We start from the raw sequence: 18,130 nt of genomic DNA, 5'->3' as shown, positions 1-18,130 counted from the left end.
CGCTCAGTCTTTTATTAAGGGACCTGTTTGTCTATCTGAACGCTAACTTGCCCGTTACCGCTGAACGTCTGCAGCGCACTCTCACCGAACCAGTCGCCGGCCTGCGGCGTTGCCAGACCGTCATGAGAAATCCGCACGCGCACCTTTACCTGATGCAGCGACGACAGTAAACGCTCCGGCATCATGGCGTTGCTGTCATCCAGCGAGAACGACAGCGGGAAACGGCTCAGAGGTAATTGTTTTACAGCAACCGGCACCGGGCTTTTGCCATCGGTCACCGAAATTATCAGCGTCCCTTGTTGGGGTAATGCGTTGGCTGCCTCTGGAGACAACGTGACATTGACACCAAGTTTAACAGTTTCGTCGCCGGCCTGTACTTTTGCTTGTTCAATACTGCGCTTTAGTACTTCCGCACGGCGATCGTCAGCCGGTAATAATTTTAGCATCACCTGCCAGGCGCCGATGGCCTGCCGGTAGTCGCCCTGTTCAAAAGCGTTAAACGCCAACAGGCTGAGAATACGCAGGTTGCTGTGATCTTCAGCGATCATTTTACGCAGCATCAGCGACGCCTGCTTGTTATCTTCCGGATCGTTGGAACGCGTCAACACTTCGGCGTACCCCAGACGGACTTCCAGATTATTCGGATCCAGCTGATAGGCATGGGCAAACGCCTGCGTGGCGGTGGTGGCGTTATTCAGCGCCATACCGACCCGCCCCAGCATCATCCAGTCATTGATATTACGGCCGTCCTGCTGCAGCGCGGTGCGCAGCCCCAGCCCCAGACGGGCGATCTCTTCCATGCTGAGCGGTTGCGCATGCTCGTTGGCGACCCGGGCGCGCAGCGCCGGCATCTGATCCTGCACCTGCCGCCAGGCCGCCACCTGCGCCATACCGCCGGTTTTCAGATAAAAGCCAACCGCCACCACGATCAGCAGCAGCACGCCCGGCAACAGCGCCCAGCGGTTGATCGGTTTACTCTGCGCCGTCGCCTGGCCGGGAATATCGTCCAGCAGGTTCTGTTGCAGCTCTTTCACCAGTTCGGGACGCTCGGCGACCACGCCCTGCTGTTCATCCTGTTCCAGCTCACTCAGACGCTCCTGGTACAGCACCTTGTTCAGCGTGTCGCGGCTGGTGGCGCTGTCCGCCCGGTTCTGCCGCATAGCCGGCACCAGCAACAGCGCGACGGCGCCCAGCAGCAACACGATAATCATCAGCCAAAAAGCCATTAGCGTTTCTTCCTGTCAGTCTCTTCCAGCAGCGCCGCCAGACGCTGTTGCTCCTGTGCGGAGAAGTCGTCGTTATCCGCCGGAGTGCGGCGGCGGCTGCGCATAATCACCACCGCGCCGCCAATCAGCACAAACAGCAGCGGGCCGACCCACAGGATCAGCGTCGCCGGCGTCACCGGCGGTTCATAGGTGACGAAGTTGCCGTAGCGGACCACCATATAATCGATGACCTGCTGCTTGTTCTGCCCCTGCATCATCAGTTCATAGACTTTGGCGCGCATATCGGCGGCGATGATGGCGTTGGAATCGGCGATGCTGTTGTTCTGGCATTTCGGGCAGCGCAGCTGTTCGGTCAGCTCGCGATACTGCTGCTCCTGCTCCACCGAATCAAAATGGTAAGTATCAATGGCCGCAGCGGCGCTAAAGCTCAGCAATGCGGCCAATATCACGGCGGCGAATCTCATACTGCGCCTCCGTACTTGCGGTACAGCGGCAGCACTTCCTGCTGCCAGACCCGTTCATTCATATCGCCGGCGTGGCGGTAGCGGATAATGCCCTGCCCGTCGATCAGAAAGGTTTCCGGCGCGCCGTACACGCCAAGGTCCAGCCCCAGCATGCCGTCGCCGTCAAACAGGCTGAGCGCGTAAGGGTTGCCCAGGCTGTTAAGCCAGTTGACCGCCTTGGCGCGGTCGTCCTTGTAGTTCAGCCCCACCACGCGCACGCCGCGGCTCGCCAGCTGATTCAGATACTGGTGTTCGGCGCGGCAGGTCGGGCACCAGGTGGCCCAGACGTTCAGCAATATCGGTTTACCGTCGCGCAGCACCGCCTGATCGTAGGTTTTACCCGGCCGATCGAGCGACTCCAGCTTAAAGGTCGGCACCGGTTTACCGATCAATGCCGATTCCAGCATGGTCGGATCCTCCCCGCCGGCGTTGCGCGTCAGCTGCACCATAAAGGCGGCCACCAGCAACAAGAACAGGATTAAGGGAATAAATAACAGTTTACGGTTCATGCCTGCGCCTCCCGCTTGCCCTGACGCGCCAGTTTTTTCTTCATGCGATAACGCGGATCGAGGATACACAGCAGCCCGCCCAGCGCCATAAATACGCCGCCGAACCAGATCCAGCGGACGAACGGTTTGTAATACAGCCGCACCGCCCAGGAGCCGTCGTCCAGCTCCTCGCCCAACGCCGCGTACAGATCGCGCGTCAGTCCGCCGTCGATCGCGGCTTCCGTCATCATGCTGCGCGCCACGCTGTAGTAGCGTTTTTCCGCATGCAGCGTCGCTTCCGCCTTACCGTTGCGCGTCACGTCGATAATGCCGACCCCGCCGGTGTAGTTCGGCCCACGGATATCGTGCACGTCGCGGAACACAAAGTGATAGTCGTGAATATCCACGCTGTCGCCGGCCTTCATCCGCACGTCGCGCTCCACGCTGTAGTTCTGGCTGAAGGCGATGCCGATCACCGTTACCGCCACGCCCAAATGCCCCAGCACCATGCCCCAGTGGCTGCGCGACAAATGGCGCAGGCCGCGCCAGAAGCCGTGACGGTGCGTGGCGCGCTCGTGCAGCTCCATCAGCGTCAGCACAATGACCCAGACCGCCATCAGCAGCCCGACCACCGTCATGCCGGCAATGCTGTCCTGCAGCAGCCACGGCAGCAGAATCGACAGCAGCAGAGTCACCACCAGCGCAACGCCCAGGCGACGCCACAGCTTGCTCGGCTCGTCACGGCGCCAGCGCACCAGCGGGCCGATGCCCAGCAGCAGCGCCATCGGCGCCATCAGCCAGGTGAACATGGTGTTGAAGAAAGGCTCGCCGATCGAGATGCTGCCCAGCCCGAGTTGCTTATGCACCAGCGGCAGTAACGTGCCCAGCAGCACCACCAGCATCGCGGCCATCAGCAATACGTTGTTGCCCAGCAGGAAGGTCTCGCGGGAAAAGGTTTCGTGCTGCACCCGGCTGCGCACCTGGCCGCCTTTAAAGGCGTACAGCAGCAGCGAACCGCCGATAACAATCACCAGATAGGCGAGAATAAACATGCCGCGCGCCGGATCGGAGGCAAAAGAGTGCACCGACACCAGCACGCCGGAACGCACCAGGAAGGTGCCGAGCAGGCACAGCGAGAACGCGGTGATCGCCAGCAGCACCGTCCACGCCTTAAAGGTGCCTCGTTTTTCCGTCACCGCCAGCGAGTGCATCAGCGCGGTGCCCGCCAGCCACGGCATGAAGGAGGCATTCTCCACCGGATCCCAGAACCACCAGCCGCCCCAGCCCAACTCGTAGTAGGCCCAGGCGGAGCCCAGTACGATGCCGAGGGTCAGAAACACCCAGGCGGCGGTAGTCCACGGCCGCGACCAGCGCGCCCAGGCGGTGTCGAGCCGCCCGGCCATCAGCGAGGCAATGGCGAAGGCAAACGCCACCGAAAAGCCGACGTAGCCCATATACAGCAGCGGCGGATGGAAAATCAGCCCGACGTCCTGCAGCAACGGGTTCAGATCGCGGCCGTCGATCGGGAAGTTCGGCAAGGTGCGGGTGAACGGGTTGGAAGTCATGATGATAAACAGCAGGAAACCGGCGGTAATCATCCCCATCACCGACAACACCCGCGCCACCGCATCCTGCGGCATGGAGCGGCTGAACAGCGCCACCGCCAGCGACCAGCAGCTCAGCAGCAGCACCCAGAGCAGCAGCGAGCCTTCATGCGCCCCCCAGGTGGCGGCGATGCGGTAATAGACCGGCAGCTGCGTGTTGGAGTTGGCGGCAACATAGGCGACGGTAAAATCGTTAACGATAAAGGCGTGCACCAGGCAGATAAACGCCAGCGCAATGGCGGCGAACATGCCATAGGTCAGCGGACGCGCCACCGCCATCATGCGGCGGTCCTGACGCGCGGCTCCCCACTGCGGGTAAATGCTCAGCAGCAGCGATACCGCCAGCGCCAGACACAACAGAAAACTTCCCAGCTCCGGTATCATGACTGGCTGTCCTCCTGCGGCGCGCGATAGGCCGACGCCGGCCCTTTATGGTTCTCTTTCATCGCATCGGCCACTTCCGGCGGGGTATATTTCTCATCGTGCTTGGCCAGCACTTCTTTGGCGTTCACCACGTTGCCTTCCCCCAGCACGCCCTGCGCCACCACGCCCTGCCCTTCGCGGAACAGATCCGGCAGGATGCCTTCATAGGTCACGGCGATCGCGCCGCGCGCGTCATACACCTTAAAGCTGACCTTCAGCGTTTCCGGATCGCGCTTCACCGAGCCCGGCATCACCATGCCGCCGATGCGCAGGCGCTGCCCGACCTCCGGTTTTTCGTGATTTTCCCCTTTGCCCTGCAGGATTTCACCCGGGGTATAAAACAGATCGATGTTGGAGCGCAGCGCATACAGCACCAACGAAGCGGTAAGCGCGATGCCGACCAGCACCACAATGGCCAGATAGAGGCGACTTTTACGACGTGGATTCACAATGATTTCTCCCGCGCAGCGGCGGACTGCGGCGCAGCCGATGTTTTAGCATGTTGTGATTGGCGGATACGGCGTTCGCGCGCCTGACGGCGGCGCACATCGGCCAGCAGCTGCCGGCGTTGCCACAGGGTATGGCACACCAGACCCAGCAACGGAATCAGCGTGGCGGCCACCGCCAGCCACACATAAAAGGCGTAACCGCCCATGGCGAAGAACGCCGTCCAGGAGGAAAATGCGGCATTCATGACTGACGCTCCTTGTTAACCAGGGCCGCCACCCACGGGCGATGACGCTCCTGCGCCAGAATCAGGTTGCGCAGGCGCATCAGCGTCAGGGTAATAAAGAACAGCAAATAGCCGAGGATCGCCCAGCGCAGCGGCGTACGCATGCTTGGCGCAATGCTCTGCTGCATATTGGTCGACCCCTGATGCAGCGTGTTCCACCATTCGACCGAGAAATGAATAATCGGGATATTGACCACGCCGACCAGCACCAGAATACCGGCGGCGCGGCCGGCCAGCCGGCGGTCTTCAAAAGCGTTGTACAGCCCGATGATGCCCATATACAGGAACAGCAGCACCAGTTCGGAGGTCAGGCGCGCGTCCCAGACCCACCAGGCGCCCCACATCGGCTTACCCCAGGCGGAGCCGGTCACCAGCGCGATAAAGGTAAATACCGCCCCCACCGGCGCCATCGCCGCGACGACGGTATCGGACATTTTCATCTGCCATACCAGGCCGATAAAAGCGGCCACCGCCATGGAGGCGTAAATGCCCATCGACCACATCGCCGCCGGCACGTGGATATACATAATGCGGAAACTATCGCCCTGTTGATAATCCTTGGGCGCGAAGCCAAAGCCCCATATCCAGCCGAGCAGCAGGCAGACGGCGCCCGCCGCGCCAAGCCAGGGTACTAAGCGCCCACAAACCTGGTAGAGCCTCTCGGGCTTGGCGAATTGATGTAACCATTTCCACATTGTTGTCATTGCTCACGGTAAATGAAAACGTCCGCCGCCCTGCGCTGCGGGGCGGCAAATGATGTATGCCGGGGCCGCTCTTGTCGGCGTTGCCCGGCTCTTCTTATCTGTTAGCTAGTGCACGCTTACCCGCAGCGCAGCGGCGGTGGCAAACGGCGCCAGCGTCACGCTGCCCGCCAGCATCGCGCCGAGTATCGCCAGATAGCCGTCAATCGGCATCCCCATCGCCGCAGCGTCAATCGCGCCGGTGGCGAAGATCAGCACCGGGATATACAGCGGCAGCACCAGCAGGCTCAGCAACACCCCGCCTTTGCGCAGCCCGACGGTCAGCCCGACGCCGATGGCGCCGATCAGGCTCAGCGTCGGCGTGCCGAGCAGCAAGGTGGCGGCTACCGCCAGCCAGGTCTGCACGTCCAGCGACAGCAGTAGCGCCACCAGCGGCGACAGCAGCAGCAACGGCAGCCCCGTCACCACCCAGTGAGCACATACTTTGCCTAACACCGCCAACGGCAGCGGGGTTGGCAGCAGCAGCAGCTGTTCCAGCGAGCCGTCAAGAAAGTCGTCGCGGAACAGTCTTTCCAGCGACAGCAGCGACGCCAGCAGCGCCGCCACCCAGATGATGCCCGGCGCGATACGCGCCAGCAGCTGCGGCTCCGGGCCGACGCCCAACGGGAACAGCGTGATAACGATCAGAAAGAACCACAGCGGGTTAACGATTTCCGAGCCTTTGCGAAAGGCGATTTTCAATTCACGCCGCAGCAGGGTTAAAAACATCAGGCCGTCTCCATCCCTGCGTCCGACAAGCTAATTTTCGTCACTGGCCGCTGGCTGCCGGCCAGCTCCTGATGGGTGGTCAACACTACCATACCGCCCTGTTGCGCATGTTGTTCAAAATGGCGAATCAATTCGGCGACGCCCTGTTTATCGATGGCGGTCAGCGGCTCGTCCAGGATCCACAGCGGGCTGTCGCTCAGGTACAGTCGTGCCAACGCGACGCGACGCTGTTGCCCGGCGGACAGCTGCGCCACCGGCAGATCCTCATAGCCGACCAGCCCCACCTGCTCCAACGCCTGCCAGATTGCCTGTCCGTCGCCGCCGCGGGCCGCACGCTGATAGAAGCGCAGATTTTCAAACGGCGTCAGCATCGCATTGATGCCCGGCTGGTGGCCGAGGAACAGCAGCTCGGCATGATAGCGTTCGCGGCTGCGGCGGGTATTCTCGCCCCGCCAGCGCACTTCGCCGTCGTCCGGGCGCGCCAGACCGGCCAGAATGCGCAGCAGGCTGGTTTTTCCCGCGCCGTTCGGCCCTTCCACCTGCACCATATCGCCCGGACTCACCGAAAAACTCAGCCCGCTAAACAGGGTGCGCTCATCGCGGACACAACTCAGGTTTTTGGCTTCCAGCATCGGCAGGACTCGGCTATTGTTCTTTGGGTGTGCGCATGATAGCACAAGCGATCGGCACCTCGTAGCCTGCGGCCAGCGCAGAAACTACTCCAATAGGGGTAATATTGCGCACCAGATCAATAATGCGTAGAAAAATGCGCCAACGTTAAACCCTTGTTACTTTTTTCTGCAATTTGACCAACTTGGTTTCCCCCAGCCTGCGCCTGGATGGCATGTCGTCATCCGGCGTGCCATCGCCGTGTTAACCCCGCGCCATCTGCGTCTGAACGCCCTGCTCACCACTCAGCCGGCGTCGCCACTGGCGAATGATTAACCAAACGCACCGCTAAGCGCTTATTCTGGGGAGAAAAACGGGTATAATGGCTCCCGACTTCGGCATGCCCCCGTAGTTAAACGGATATAACAAGCCCCTCCTAAGGGCTAGTTACTGGTTCGATTCCAGTCGGGGGTACCATTCACCGCTTTCAGCACGCTAACACCTACATTCTCCTATTGATTGATGAATAGAAATATTACGCCATAGCCATACCTCGGGCTTAAGACTACCGTACCCGATGTTGCAGGTAGTTGGCGCAGCTTCCCCTTGCTGACATAAAACAATAAAGGCGAGTCACAAAAAAATCAGTTAATTAAACAATTAGGGCCGGCTTTTGCATGTATTATTATTCACGCAGTGTTTCTCCTGTAGCCTCACACCACCGCAACCCAACGCAAGAGTGACAAGTGAGCGCTTTCCTTCCTTACCCAGTTCGTGTTAATGGTTAATCAACCGCATCAATCAACATTGATGCAGCATATCAAAACGCCCCGCCAGCAAACTCATCCCTGACACGCCGGATATAGCCAAAGCAATTTAAAAACAGCTCACGGCCACATAATTTAAATTTAACAATCAAACACTTAAAACAAATAAACCATAAATACATCGCGTTGAATGGCCATAATAAAAGCAAAAATATTATTTGACGAATAGTTTCGGTGGCTACCATAATCAACATAATTAACAATAAAAATTAATAATAAATACCAAGAGTTGCTTTACCTAAACAAAAAATCAACCATCTTCACGATCGACGCACAAAATTGACTTACTCTTTTAATTTCAAAGAAAATTATGATTTTTAAGGTGCCCTCTTCTGATAAAAATCCCCACCATTAAGGGCATAAATTATTTGTATAAAATTTGTTGATTTATTGCAGCCATCAACTAGAAAAGTCCTAGGAAATACGGTTGGCAACACGTTTTCTTGCAAATACTAAATAGTAGGCATTAGGAATATTGATTAAATTAATTTATAATGCGGTGACACACAGCACGTGAAGTTTAAAAAACAAACAAATTTTCAATCGTATAATTCTTTTTATGGAATCATTTAACGATGACTTTTTACATCAACCCGTCCTCAATGAGGACGACATTTCACACAGCTCCCCCTCTCTTATCGCCTGAGTCATGTTACCCTGCTGCGCATTGCAATCATGCCGTTAATCAGGAACTGCCATGCCTAGCCACTACCCGGCCTACTACCACTTTGATAATGAAAACGACTGCTGGCACATCGGCTTTCGTGATTTCCCGGAATTTCAGGCCGCCAGCTATAAACGTGAAGACATCGAACTGGAAGCACAAGACGCACTGCTGACCGCCATCGCCATTGAGCTTGATGAAGGCCGCGCGGTGCCGCCCCCCTCATCATGCGACGCAGCAGAGCTGCGTGTGCCGTTGCCGCTGTTGGCGCAACTTAAAATTGCGCTGCATAACACACTACTGGCACAACAGATGCCGAAAGCATTACTGGCGCGCAAACTGGGTTTTAACGCCGGCCAGATGAACCGCCTGTTGGATATTGCCTACGCGTCCAAAGCCGAGGCGCTGGAACAGGCACTCTTTTTACTGGGCTACGAAATCCGGGCCTCGGTTCATCTCTGCGATAAACCGTAAAAATTTGTGCGCCGCCGGACTAAATATTCTCCTGCGGTTGCCGATGATGGGTGTTACCCTCTTTCACCGGCGCAGATAAAGGTTAAACATGAAGTGGATATATCGTCATATCTGGCTAACGGTACTGATCATTTGCCTACTATTTTGGTCTGCCGTAGCAGCCATCGTTATTCTGCTTTGGTAAAGTCGTGGCCGCCTCTGCGGGTGGCCTCTTACCGACTAATGTTAGCCGCCACTCTCTGAAGAAAAATCAGTGAATAAACAATGAATACTGGTTAAAAAAGCGGCAAAAAACGTGATCAAAAACACAGTATTGAAATAATACAAAGATTGGGAGTACATTGAGCGCCGATCCTGTCGCGTTTCCCGTGTTTTCTTAAACGGATAAAATGCGGCGACCGGGAAGCTCAGGCTGCCAACAGGCTGTTTTTATGACAAAAAGAACCGGCCAGGCGCACCGGGCATCCTATAAAATACTCAGCACAACAATCGGGATCGTTGACTTGCGAGCACTCCATGAGGGGAGTTATTAAGTGAAATACTTTTTGATGGGCATTTCATTCATGCTGGTTGCATGGGTTGGTACCTTCATGTATATGGTTTCCTGACGGACCGCCAAACCCAGAACGGCAACAAGGGGCGCACCGGCGCCCCTTTGTTATTTCTGCATCTGGCGCGCTATTTGGCCGCCGGCGCGATCAGACCATCAGCGCGGAACATCGCCTTGATGCCCCGTACCGCCTGGCGGATACGGTCCTGATTTTCAATCAGTGCAAAGCGCACGTGATCGTCACCATACTCACCAAAGCCGATACCCGGCGACACGCAGACCTTCGCCTCCGCCAACAGGCGTTTGGCGAACTCCAGCGACCCCAGGTGAGCATAAGGCTCGGGGATTTTCGCCCAGACGTACATGGACGCCTTCGGGTTATCCACCATCCAGCCGGCCTCATGCAGGCCTTTCACCAACACGTTGCGGCGCTGGCGATACTGCTCGGCGATATCCTGCACGCACTGCTGGTCGCCTTCCAGCGCGGCGATGGCCGCCACCTGCAGCGGCGTAAAGGTGCCGTAATCATGGTAGCTCTTGATGCGCGTCAGCGCGCTGACCAGCTCCGGGTTGCCCACCATAAAGCCGATGCGCCAGCCGGCCATGTTGTAGCTTTTCGACAGGGTGAAAAACTCGACCGCGATATCTTTGGCCCCCGGCACCTGCATAATCGACGGCGCCTGCCAGCCGTCATAGACGATATCGGCATAGGCCAGATCATGCACCACCAGCACGTTGTACTGCTTCGCCAGCGCCACCACCCGCTCAAAGAAATCCAGCTCCACGCACTGCGCGGTCGGGTTGGAGGGAAAGCCGAGGATCATCATTTTCGGCCGCGGAATGGTTTCACGGATGGCGCGCTCCAGCTCACCAAAGAAATCACCGCCTTCCACCAGCGGCACCGAACGCACCTGTGCGCCGGCGATCACCGCGCCGTAAATATGAATCGGGTAGCTCGGGTTCGGCACCAGCACGGTATCGCCATGGTCGAGCGTCGCCAGCATCAGATGCGCCAGCCCCTCTTTGGAGCCGATGGTGACGATGGCTTCGCTTTCCGGATCGATCTCCACCTGATAACGCTGCTGATACCAGCGCGAGATTGCCCGGCGCAGACGCGGAATACCGCGTGAAGTCGAGTAGCCGTGCGTATCTTCACGCTGCGCCACGGTGCAGAGCTTTTCCACAATGTGCGGCGGCGTCGGGCCGTCGGGGTTGCCCATGCTGAAATCGATAATATCTTCGCCGCGACGGCGTGCGGCCATCTTCAGTTCGGCGGTGATGTTAAAGACATACGGGGGAAGACGTTCAATGCGCGTAAAGCGGCGCGGACTGTGATTATCAGCCATAGATTCCTCGAAGAGACGTAAGCGCCCGGACCGTCCGAGCGACGCTGGCCAGTTTTTGGCCTGTTATCGAACATATCGCAGCAGATTCAGGCTGTCCATCCCCTGAACAATAACTTTTTTCATTACCGCTTTCAGCGCTGAAACCTTTCGAATAACAAAAAAGAGGAAGTTTCGAATGAAATATTGCGCTTTATTTATCCTGTTTTAGGCCAGATAATCATTAACGTAAAAACAACAAGAGTATTACTTACTCTCTGTCACCGACGACGCCTACCGGCGAGATAGGAGCACCTTATGACAGCACTGGTTATCGACGATATCCCCGCCGCCATCAGAAACGTTAAACGGCAGCTGCGCCAGGCGCTGCCCAACTACCGCGAGGTGTTTCTGGCGCTGGAAGACAACATCCGCCAGCAGGTGGAGCAGATTCGCCATGATCTGGCCGCGGGCCGCAATCCGGTGCCGCAAATCGACGCCGATGATATCCTGCAACAGCGGGTGAGCGAGCAGCAAAAAGCGCTGATCAGGCAGCGCGGCGCCTGCGCCATTCGCGGCGTGTTTCCACGCGATACCGCCGAAGGCTGGAACCGTGAGATCGGCGATTATCTGACGCGCAACAATTTCGTCGAACGGCTGAAAAACGCCGCCGAAGATAATTACTTCGGCAAGCTGGCCGCCAGCAAGCCGCAGATTTACGGTATCTACTGGTCGAAGCCGCAGGTGGAAGCGCGGCAGGATCGGCGCATGCATGCGGTGCAGGTGTTTATGAACAGCCTGTGGGAAACTGAAAGCAACGGCAAACAGCACTTCGACCCGCAGCGCGTCGCCACCTATGCCGACCGAACCCGCCGCCGTCCGCCCAACTCCTCCTCACTCGGCCTGTCGCCGCACGTCGACAGCGGCACCATCGAACGCTGGCTGGACGAGAATTTCCGCTATGTCTACCGCCACGTGTTCTCCGGCGACTGGCAACGCTATAATCCTTTCGCCGCCGACGGCCGCACCGAGGTGTGGGAAATCGCCTCGCCGGCGGTCTGCTCGATGTTCCGCACCTTTCAGGGCTGGACCGCGCTGACGCCGCAGCGCACCCATGCCGGCACGCTGAATCTGGTGCCGATTGCCAACGCCATGGCCTATGTGCTGCTGCGCGCGCTGCAGGACGACGTGGCCGACGACGACCTGTGCGATGCCGCGCCGGGACGCGCGCTGTCGATTTCGGAAACATGGCATCCCCTTTTACTGCAAGGGATTTCCCCTATTCCGGATCTGGAGCCGGGCGACTGCGTATTCTGGCACTGTGATGTGATCCACGCGGTGGAAAACGAGCACCACGGCGAGTTCGACAGTAACGTGATGTATATCGCCGCCGCGCCGGGCTGTGAAAAGAACGACGCCTATCTGCAGCGTCAGCTGCCCAGCTTTCTGAGCGGCCGCACGCCGCCGGACTTCGCCGCGGACGATTTCGAAGTGGACTTCGTCGGCCGTGGCGGCGAAGAGCTACTGACGCCGCTCGGCAGAGAACAGCTCGGCCTGAAATAACCGCCCGTAGCGCGCCGTACCTCAGTTCGCGGCGCGCTGCCGGACAAAGCGGGCAAAGTCCTTCACCGCCGCCTGCTGAGTGTTCTGCCGGTAGGCCAGCGTCAGCGTACTCACCGCCAGCGGATCGTCCAGCGGGTGGTAGCTGATATCCTCACGCCGCGCCAGCGCCTGCGTCTCCGGCACCAGCGCCACGCCCATCCCCAGCGCCACCAGCCCGATGGTCACCGCCACATCACGCGTGGCTTTCAGCGGGTGCGGCGTAAAGCCGGCGCGCCGGCAGGCGGCCAATACCGACCAGGCCAGCCCGACGCCCGGCGGATCGTTCTGGATCAAAAACGGCGCCTGCGCCAGCTGCCGCAGCGACAACGTACCGGCCGCGCTCAGCGCATGATCCTTCGGCAGCACCGCGATCAGCGCCCGCTGCACCACCTGCCGGTAAACCAGCCCGGGCAACTGCGGCACCGGCGTACGCACCAGCGCCGCATCAAGATCGCCGTTCTGCAGCAGGGTGAGCTGACGGTTCACATCATGCTCCTCCATCGCCAGCTCGATGCCCGGCCGCGCCTGACGGTAGTCGCGCATCAGCGTCATCAGTGCCGGATCGTAAATTGCCGATCCGACATATCCCAGCCGGATCGCGCCGTCGGCGCCGCTGCGCAGGCTGGCGGCGGTCTGCAGCAGTCCTTCATAGCGACCTATCGTATCGCGCGCTTTCTCCAGCAACACGCGCCCTTCCGGCGTCAGCGCCACGTGGCGGCGATCGCGTTCAAACAGCCGCAGCCCCAGACGCTGCTCCAACAGCTTGATGTGCTGGCTCAGCGCCGGCTGGGCAATGTGCACATTGGCCGCCGCACGCCCGAAGTGCATCTCTTCGGCCAGCGCAATAAACGAGTACAGCTGACGCATGTCGCTCATAAGCCATCCTGTGATAACGAATGATGATTAAAAACAGGCTAAAGCCTATTAGACAGAAATCAATCCTCGCCCGATAGTGGAGAAATAACCACCAATAAATCGCCTTACCCCTACAACCTGACGGACAACGCCAATGACCACGACCACCGAACTGCCGCAGGTGCACGACCTGCGTTCCGCCCTGGAGTTGCTGCGCCACATTGATGATGAACTGATCGCCACCGATGAACCGGTCGATCCGATGGCCGAACTGTCCGGCGTATACCGCTACGTCGGCGCGCACGGCACCGTGATGCGCCCGACGCGCATCGGCCCGGCCATGATGTTCAACCGCATCAAAGGCTATGACGATATGCGGGTGCTGATCGGCCTGCTGGCGTCGCGCAAGCGCGTGGCCCACCTGCTGGGCAGTACGCCGGAACGGCTGGCCTGGCTGCTGAAAGACTCGGTGAGCAAGCCGATTGCGCCGGTGGAGATCCCACGTGAGCAGGCCGCCTGCCAGGAGGTGGTGCACCTGGCCAGCGCCCCGGACTTCGACATCCTCAAACTGCTGCCGGCGCCGACCAATACGCCGGACGATGCCGGCCCCTATTTTACGCTGGGCATGTGTTACGCCGCCGACCCGGAAACCGGCGAACATGACGTGACCATTCACCGCCTGTGCGTCCAGGGCAAAGATGAAATTTCGATGTACTTCGTGCCCGGCCGCCACCTTGATACCTTTCGCATGAAGGCCGAAGCGGCAGGCCAGCCGCTACCGATCTCCATCAGCATCGGCGTCGATCCGGCCATTGAGATCGGCGCCTGTTTTGAGCCGCCCACCACGCCGCTGGGCTTCGACGAGCTGTCGGTGGCCGGCGCGCTGCGCAATCGCCCGGTGGAGCTGGCACCGTGCCTGACGGTGGCGGCGCGCGCCATCGCCCACGCCGAGGTGGTGATTGAGGGCGAACTGCTGCCGGGCGTGCGGGTGCGTGAAGATCAGCACACCAACAGCGGCAAGGCGATGCCGGAGTTCCCCGGCTATACCGGGGAGGCCAAAGCGGCGTTGCCGGTGATCAAAGTGAAGGCGATCACCCACCGCAAACACCCGATCCTGCAAACCTGCATCGGCGCCAGCGATGAACACACTAATCTGGCCGGCATCCCCACCGAGGCCAGCATTCTGCAGATGGTCGAGCGGGCGCTGCCCGGCTTTGTGCTGAACGTCCACTGCCCTTCCCCCGGCACCGGCAAATATCTGGCGGTGCTGCAGGTGAAAAAGCGCTCGGAAAACGACGAAGGCCGCCAACGGCAGGCGGCGCTGCTGGCATTCGCCGCTTTTTCAGAGCTGAAACACGTCATGCTGGTGGACGAGGACGTCGATCTGTTCGATATGAACGACGTGATGTGGGCGATGACCACCCGCTATCAGGGCGACGTCAGCACGGTGTTTATTCCCGGCGTACGCTGCCACCCGCTGGATCCGTCATCATCACCGGCCTTCAGTCCGTCCATCCGCGCGGAGGGCATCGCCTGCAAGGCGATTTTTGACTGCACGGTGCCCTACGCGCTGAAGGCGCAGTTCCAGCGCAGCGCCTTTATGGAGGTGGACGTCACGCGCTTTATTCCGGGCTTTAAACGCTGACGGCGAGGACGCGCGTTCCCTGAGCCGGCGCCCGACGCTGTGATATACTGGGCGCCACCTTGTTTCGCCGCAGCGAGTAGCCGTTGTGCACCCTTTTTTTGAAATGCTGTTAGCGGTATTCGATCGTGCCGCGCTGATGTTAATTTGCCTGTTCTTCCTGACGCGCACCCGGCTGTTCCGCCAGCTGCTGCAAAAAGAGGAGCACACGCCGCTGGAACTGGCGGCGGTCACCGCCATATTCTCGCTGTTCGCGCTGTTCAGCACCTATTCCGGCATCAACGTCGAAGGTTCGCTGGTCAACGTGCGGGTGATCGCCATTATGGCCGGCGGCATCCTGTTCGGGCCGTGGGTCGGCGTCGTCACCGGCATTATCGCCGGCGTGCACCGCTATCTGATCGATATCGACGGCATTACCTCGGTGCCCTGTCTGATCACCAGCATCATCGCCGGCATCAGCGCCGCCTATATCAACCTGAAGGTGAAAAAAGAGCGTCGCTGGCGTATCGGCATTCTCGGCGGCATGCTGTGCGAAAGCCTGACCATGCTGCTGATCGTCCTGTGGGCGTCGCCGACCGAGCTGGGGCTGGAGATCGTGGCGCAAATCGCCCTGCCGATGATCCTCGGCACGGTGTGCATCGGCCTGATCGTGCTGCTGGTGCAGAGCGTCGAGGATGAAAAAGAGGTGATCGCCGCACGTCAGGCCAAGCTGGCGCTGGATATCGCCCGTAAAACGCTGCCCTATTTCCGCAACTTCAACAGCGAATCGCTGACCACCATCTGCGATATTATCCGCCACGATATTCAGGCCGATGCGGTGGCGATGACCGATACCCAAAGCGTACTGGCCTACGTCGGCGTCGGCGAGGAGCACTATCCGGTCGGGCGGGAAAGCCTCAGCCGGGTGACGCGGGAAAGCATCCGCCACGGCAAAATTATCATCAAGAACAATCACGAAAGCCCCGCCACGCCGCAGATCCACTCGCAGTTGGTGATCCCGCTGTGGGAAAAGGGCGAAGTCAGCGGCACGCTGAAAATCTACTACTGCCACGCACACCAGATCACCAATACCCTGAAGGTGATGGCGGTCGGCCTGTCACAGATTATCTCCACCCAAATGGAGGTGTCCCGCATTGAGCAGTTGCGCCAAATGGCGGACAAGGCCGAAATGCGCGCGCTGCAGAGCAAAATCAACCCGCACTTTCTGTTTAATGCGCTGAACGCCATCTCTTCGTTGATCCGCCTGAACCCGGACACCGCGCGCCAGCTGATTATCAACCTGTCGCGCTACCTGCGCTATAACCTGGAGCTGAACGACGAGCCGATTGACATCCGCAAAGAGCTGCATCAGGTGCAGGACTATATCGCCATTGAACAGGCGCGCTTCGGCGATAAACTGACGGTGATCTACGATATCGACGACGATATCGCGCTGCGCATTCCCAGCCTGCTGATCCAGCCGCTGGTGGAGAACGCCATCGTGCACGGCATTCAGCCCTGCCGCGGCAAAGGCGTGGTGGTGATTGCGGTCAAGGACCACGGTGAGCGCATCCGCATTTCGGTAAAAGACACCGGCCACGGCATCAGCCAGTCGGTGATCGACCGCGTGGCGCGCAACGAAATGCCGGGCAACCATATCGGCCTGCTCAATGTGCACCACCGCGTCTCGCTGCTGTACGGCGCCGGGCTGAAGATTCGCCGTCTGGAGCCAGGCACCGAAATTGCGTTTTATATCACTAAAGACGGCGGCAAACGGCGCCCGGCCGCCGAACAGCCGGCAGAAGAAGCGTGAGGAAAGTATGAAAGCCATCATTGTTGAAGATGAGTTTTTGGCGCAGGAAGAGCTGAGCTACCTGATCAAACAGCACAGCAGCATCACCATCGAGGCCACCTTCGATGACGGGCTGGATGTGCTGAAATACCTGCAAAATCATCAGGTGGACGCCATCTTCCTCGATATTAATATCCCGTCTCTCGACGGCGTGCTGCTGGCGCAGAACATCAGCAAGTTCGCCCACCGGCCGGCGATTATCTTTATCACCGCCTATAAAGAGCACGCGGTGGAAGCCTTTGAGATCGAAGCCTTCGACTATATCCTCAAGCCGTACCACGAGGCGCGTATCGTCACCATGCTGCAAAAGCTGGAGGCGCTGCACCAGCGTTCGCTGAACCAACCCGAACAGCCGCAGCCGGCCGGGCGCGGCGGCCACAGCATTAACCTGATAAAAAACGATCGCATCATCGTTACCGACATCAACGACATTTACTATGCGGCGGCCGATGAGAAGGTGACGCGGGTGTACACCCGCCGTGAAGAGTTTGTGATGCCGATGAACATCAGCGAGTTTTACGCCCGGCTGCCGGAAGAGCATTTCTTCCGCTGCCACCGCTCCTACTGCGTCAACCTGGCGAAAATCCGCGAAATCGTGCCCTGGTTTAACAACACCTATATTCTGCGGCTGAGCGACCTGGAGTTTGAGGTGCCGGTCAGCCGCAGCAAGGTTAAGGCGTTCCGCCAGCTGATGCGTCTGTAATTAGCCGCGGTGATGGTGATCGTGGTGGTGATGCCATTCCCGCTGACGGAAATCCGCCCGGTGCGGCGGACGGTCGTGCTCGCGGTAGTGGCGCGGCGGCCGGTAATCGCGGTGATGTGCACGCCACCAGCGCGCCTCGCGCCAGCGGTGGCCATCCCAGTAGTGGCCGCGGTGGTCACGGTCGCCGACGCGCCATGCGCTGTCCGGGGTGACGTTAATAAAAATTCCGGCCTGGCTCACCAGCGGCAGCGCCAGTAGCGCCAGTAGCGCCGCCAATAATAGTGCTCTTTTTTTCATACTATGGCTCCTGCATTAACGGATCGAATCCGCCTGCCGTTACCCTAATACCACACCCGCAGCCGCTCCATCAGACAAACGCCGGTTTACCTCATCCGCACAGAACCTTCACAATTCCCCCACAATCCGTCCTCGTCGTTCGGCAATAAATCGTTGATAATTTTGATTTAGATCACATGTCCAGGGGGGCATTCCACATCGTTTTTGCGCCAAAAACGGCAACTCATGCAGCGTCTGATGCATTTCATTCCTCGGCAGAGGCAACTCATGCCCAATCCGCCGCCGGCCGCCACCCCGGCCATATAATA

18 protein-coding genes and 1 tRNA gene are annotated in these 18,130 nt (G+C 59.0%); 7 read left to right on the top strand and 12 right to left on the bottom strand.

Features of this window, described 5'->3' with window-relative positions:
• Positions 1 to 14: 14 nt before the first annotated feature.
• The 9 genes from ccmI to ccmA form a co-directional block, all read right to left on the bottom strand.
• Positions 15 to 1,226 (bottom strand): c-type cytochrome biogenesis protein CcmI, encoded by a 1,212-nt coding sequence (gene ccmI, locus FO014_RS17375; protein WP_160030427.1) that lies wholly within the window; start codon positions 1,224 to 1,226, stop codon positions 15 to 17.
• The gene (locus FO014_RS17370) at positions 1,226 to 1,690 is read right to left on the bottom strand and encodes a cytochrome c-type biogenesis protein (protein WP_160030426.1); all 465 of its coding nucleotides are present in this window, start codon (positions 1,688 to 1,690) and stop codon (positions 1,226 to 1,228) included. Before FO014_RS17370 ends, ccmI begins: the two co-directional genes overlap by 1 nt.
• On the bottom strand, positions 1,687 to 2,238 hold the full coding sequence (locus FO014_RS17365; RefSeq protein WP_160030425.1) for a DsbE family thiol:disulfide interchange protein: 552 nt from the start codon (positions 2,236 to 2,238) through the stop codon (positions 1,687 to 1,689). The genes FO014_RS17370 and FO014_RS17365 overlap by 4 nt, the downstream gene beginning before the upstream one ends.
• On the bottom strand, positions 2,235 to 4,205 hold the full coding sequence (locus tag FO014_RS17360) for a heme lyase CcmF/NrfE family subunit (protein ID WP_160030424.1): 1,971 nt from the start codon (positions 4,203 to 4,205) through the stop codon (positions 2,235 to 2,237). The genes FO014_RS17365 and FO014_RS17360 overlap by 4 nt, the downstream gene beginning before the upstream one ends.
• Positions 4,202 to 4,693 (bottom strand): cytochrome c maturation protein CcmE, encoded by a 492-nt coding sequence (gene ccmE / locus FO014_RS17355; protein WP_105232002.1) that lies wholly within the window; start codon positions 4,691 to 4,693, stop codon positions 4,202 to 4,204. The genes FO014_RS17360 and ccmE overlap by 4 nt, the downstream gene beginning before the upstream one ends.
• Positions 4,690 to 4,938: a heme exporter protein CcmD gene (ccmD, locus tag FO014_RS17350; RefSeq protein ID WP_105232003.1), complete on the bottom strand. Its 249-nt coding sequence runs from the start codon at positions 4,936 to 4,938 to the stop codon at positions 4,690 to 4,692. The genes ccmE and ccmD overlap by 4 nt, the downstream gene beginning before the upstream one ends.
• On the bottom strand, positions 4,935 to 5,672 hold the full coding sequence (locus FO014_RS17345) for a heme ABC transporter permease (RefSeq protein WP_160030423.1): 738 nt from the start codon (positions 5,670 to 5,672) through the stop codon (positions 4,935 to 4,937). Before FO014_RS17345 ends, ccmD begins: the two co-directional genes overlap by 4 nt.
• A gap of 114 nt (positions 5,673 to 5,786) precedes the next feature.
• Positions 5,787 to 6,446: a heme exporter protein CcmB gene (gene ccmB / locus FO014_RS17340; protein WP_111736694.1), complete on the bottom strand. Its 660-nt coding sequence runs from the start codon at positions 6,444 to 6,446 to the stop codon at positions 5,787 to 5,789.
• The gene (ccmA, locus tag FO014_RS17335; RefSeq protein ID WP_160030422.1) at positions 6,446 to 7,078 is read right to left on the bottom strand and encodes a cytochrome c biogenesis heme-transporting ATPase CcmA; all 633 of its coding nucleotides are present in this window, start codon (positions 7,076 to 7,078) and stop codon (positions 6,446 to 6,448) included. The genes ccmB and ccmA overlap by 1 nt, the downstream gene beginning before the upstream one ends.
• Positions 7,079 to 7,457: 379 nt before the next feature.
• On the opposite strand from ccmA, the gene FO014_RS17330 reads away from it, so the two are divergent.
• The 3 genes from FO014_RS17330 to ypdK all read left to right on the top strand — a co-directional run bounded on the left by FO014_RS17330 (position 7,458) and on the right by ypdK (position 9,628).
• Positions 7,458 to 7,532 (top strand) — tRNA-Arg (locus FO014_RS17330).
• A gap of 1,047 nt (positions 7,533 to 8,579) precedes the next feature.
• The gene (locus FO014_RS17325; RefSeq protein ID WP_160030421.1) at positions 8,580 to 9,020 is read left to right on the top strand and encodes a type II toxin-antitoxin system HicB family antitoxin; all 441 of its coding nucleotides are present in this window, start codon (positions 8,580 to 8,582) and stop codon (positions 9,018 to 9,020) included.
• 548 nt (positions 9,021 to 9,568) lie between these two features.
• Positions 9,569 to 9,628 (top strand): membrane protein YpdK, encoded by a 60-nt coding sequence (gene ypdK / locus FO014_RS17320; protein WP_370447008.1) that lies wholly within the window; start codon positions 9,569 to 9,571, stop codon positions 9,626 to 9,628.
• 70 nt (positions 9,629 to 9,698) lie between these two features.
• On the opposite strand, the gene alaC is transcribed toward ypdK, so the two are convergent.
• Positions 9,699 to 10,916 (bottom strand): alanine transaminase, encoded by a 1,218-nt coding sequence (gene alaC, locus FO014_RS17315; RefSeq protein WP_160030420.1) that lies wholly within the window; start codon positions 10,914 to 10,916, stop codon positions 9,699 to 9,701.
• Positions 10,917 to 11,210: 294 nt separating this feature from the next.
• On the opposite strand from alaC, the gene FO014_RS17310 reads away from it, so the two are divergent.
• Complete coding sequence (locus FO014_RS17310; protein ID WP_160030419.1) at positions 11,211 to 12,455, top strand: DUF1479 domain-containing protein; 1,245 nt, start codon at positions 11,211 to 11,213, stop codon at positions 12,453 to 12,455.
• 21 nt (positions 12,456 to 12,476) lie between these two features.
• Here the strand turns inward: FO014_RS17310 and FO014_RS17305 are convergent, their stop codons facing one another.
• Complete coding sequence (locus FO014_RS17305) at positions 12,477 to 13,370, bottom strand: LysR substrate-binding domain-containing protein (protein WP_160030418.1); 894 nt, start codon at positions 13,368 to 13,370, stop codon at positions 12,477 to 12,479.
• Between the two features lie 133 nt (positions 13,371 to 13,503).
• Here FO014_RS17305 and FO014_RS17300 point away from each other — a divergent pair, with 133 nt between their 5' ends.
• The 3 genes from FO014_RS17300 to FO014_RS17290 all read left to right on the top strand — a co-directional run bounded on the left by FO014_RS17300 (position 13,504) and on the right by FO014_RS17290 (position 17,525).
• Positions 13,504 to 14,994, top strand: a complete 1,491-nt coding sequence (locus tag FO014_RS17300; protein ID WP_160030417.1) for a UbiD family decarboxylase — start codon at positions 13,504 to 13,506, stop codon at positions 14,992 to 14,994.
• A 103-nt stretch (positions 14,995 to 15,097) separates the two neighbouring features.
• Positions 15,098 to 16,783: a sensor histidine kinase gene (locus FO014_RS17295; protein WP_160031431.1), complete on the top strand. Its 1,686-nt coding sequence runs from the start codon at positions 15,098 to 15,100 to the stop codon at positions 16,781 to 16,783.
• A 7-nt stretch (positions 16,784 to 16,790) separates the two neighbouring features.
• The gene (locus tag FO014_RS17290) at positions 16,791 to 17,525 is read left to right on the top strand and encodes a LytR/AlgR family response regulator transcription factor (RefSeq protein WP_160030416.1); all 735 of its coding nucleotides are present in this window, start codon (positions 16,791 to 16,793) and stop codon (positions 17,523 to 17,525) included.
• Here the strand turns inward: FO014_RS17290 and FO014_RS17285 are convergent, their stop codons facing one another.
• Positions 17,526 to 17,822 carry a DUF2502 domain-containing protein gene (locus FO014_RS17285; RefSeq protein WP_160030415.1) on the bottom strand — a complete coding sequence of 99 codons (297 nt, stop codon included), beginning with the start codon at positions 17,820 to 17,822 and terminating at the stop codon, positions 17,526 to 17,528.
• Positions 17,823 to 18,130 lie beyond the last annotated feature (308 nt).

It is taken from the genome of Serratia rhizosphaerae (genome assembly GCF_009817885.1).
Classification (GTDB): Bacteria; Pseudomonadota; Gammaproteobacteria; order Enterobacterales; family Enterobacteriaceae; genus Serratia_B; species Serratia_B rhizosphaerae.
This window is presented reverse-complemented; position numbering and strand designations above follow the sequence as displayed.

Excerpts from the sequence above, each read along its gene's own strand:
- ccmI (WP_160030427.1), bottom strand. The coding sequence starts at position 1,226 with ATGGCTTTTTGGCTGATGATTATCGTGTTGCTGCTGGGCGCCGTCGCG.
- FO014_RS17370 (WP_160030426.1), bottom strand. The coding sequence starts at position 1,690 with ATGAGATTCGCCGCCGTGATATTGGCCGCATTGCTGAGCTTTAGCGCC.
- FO014_RS17365 (WP_160030425.1), bottom strand. The coding sequence starts at position 2,238 with ATGAACCGTAAACTGTTATTTATTCCCTTAATCCTGTTCTTGTTGCTG.
- FO014_RS17360 (WP_160030424.1), bottom strand. The coding sequence starts at position 4,205 with ATGATACCGGAGCTGGGAAGTTTTCTGTTGTGTCTGGCGCTGGCGGTA.
- ccmD (WP_105232003.1), bottom strand. The coding sequence starts at position 4,938 with ATGAATGCCGCATTTTCCTCCTGGACGGCGTTCTTCGCCATGGGCGGT.
- FO014_RS17345 (WP_160030423.1), bottom strand. The coding sequence starts at position 5,672 with ATGTGGAAATGGTTACATCAATTCGCCAAGCCCGAGAGGCTCTACCAG.
- ccmB (WP_111736694.1), bottom strand. The coding sequence starts at position 6,446 with ATGTTTTTAACCCTGCTGCGGCGTGAATTGAAAATCGCCTTTCGCAAA.
- ccmA (WP_160030422.1), bottom strand. The coding sequence starts at position 7,078 with ATGCTGGAAGCCAAAAACCTGAGTTGTGTCCGCGATGAGCGCACCCTG.
- FO014_RS17325 (WP_160030421.1), top strand. The coding sequence starts at position 8,580 with ATGCCTAGCCACTACCCGGCCTACTACCACTTTGATAATGAAAACGAC.
- alaC (WP_160030420.1), bottom strand. The coding sequence starts at position 10,916 with ATGGCTGATAATCACAGTCCGCGCCGCTTTACGCGCATTGAACGTCTT.
- FO014_RS17310 (WP_160030419.1), top strand. The coding sequence starts at position 11,211 with ATGACAGCACTGGTTATCGACGATATCCCCGCCGCCATCAGAAACGTT.
- FO014_RS17305 (WP_160030418.1), bottom strand. The coding sequence starts at position 13,370 with ATGAGCGACATGCGTCAGCTGTACTCGTTTATTGCGCTGGCCGAAGAG.
- FO014_RS17300 (WP_160030417.1), top strand. The coding sequence starts at position 13,504 with ATGACCACGACCACCGAACTGCCGCAGGTGCACGACCTGCGTTCCGCC.
- FO014_RS17295 (WP_160031431.1), top strand. The coding sequence starts at position 15,098 with ATGCTGTTAGCGGTATTCGATCGTGCCGCGCTGATGTTAATTTGCCTG.
- FO014_RS17290 (WP_160030416.1), top strand. The coding sequence starts at position 16,791 with ATGAAAGCCATCATTGTTGAAGATGAGTTTTTGGCGCAGGAAGAGCTG.
- FO014_RS17285 (WP_160030415.1), bottom strand. The coding sequence starts at position 17,822 with ATGAAAAAAAGAGCACTATTATTGGCGGCGCTACTGGCGCTACTGGCG.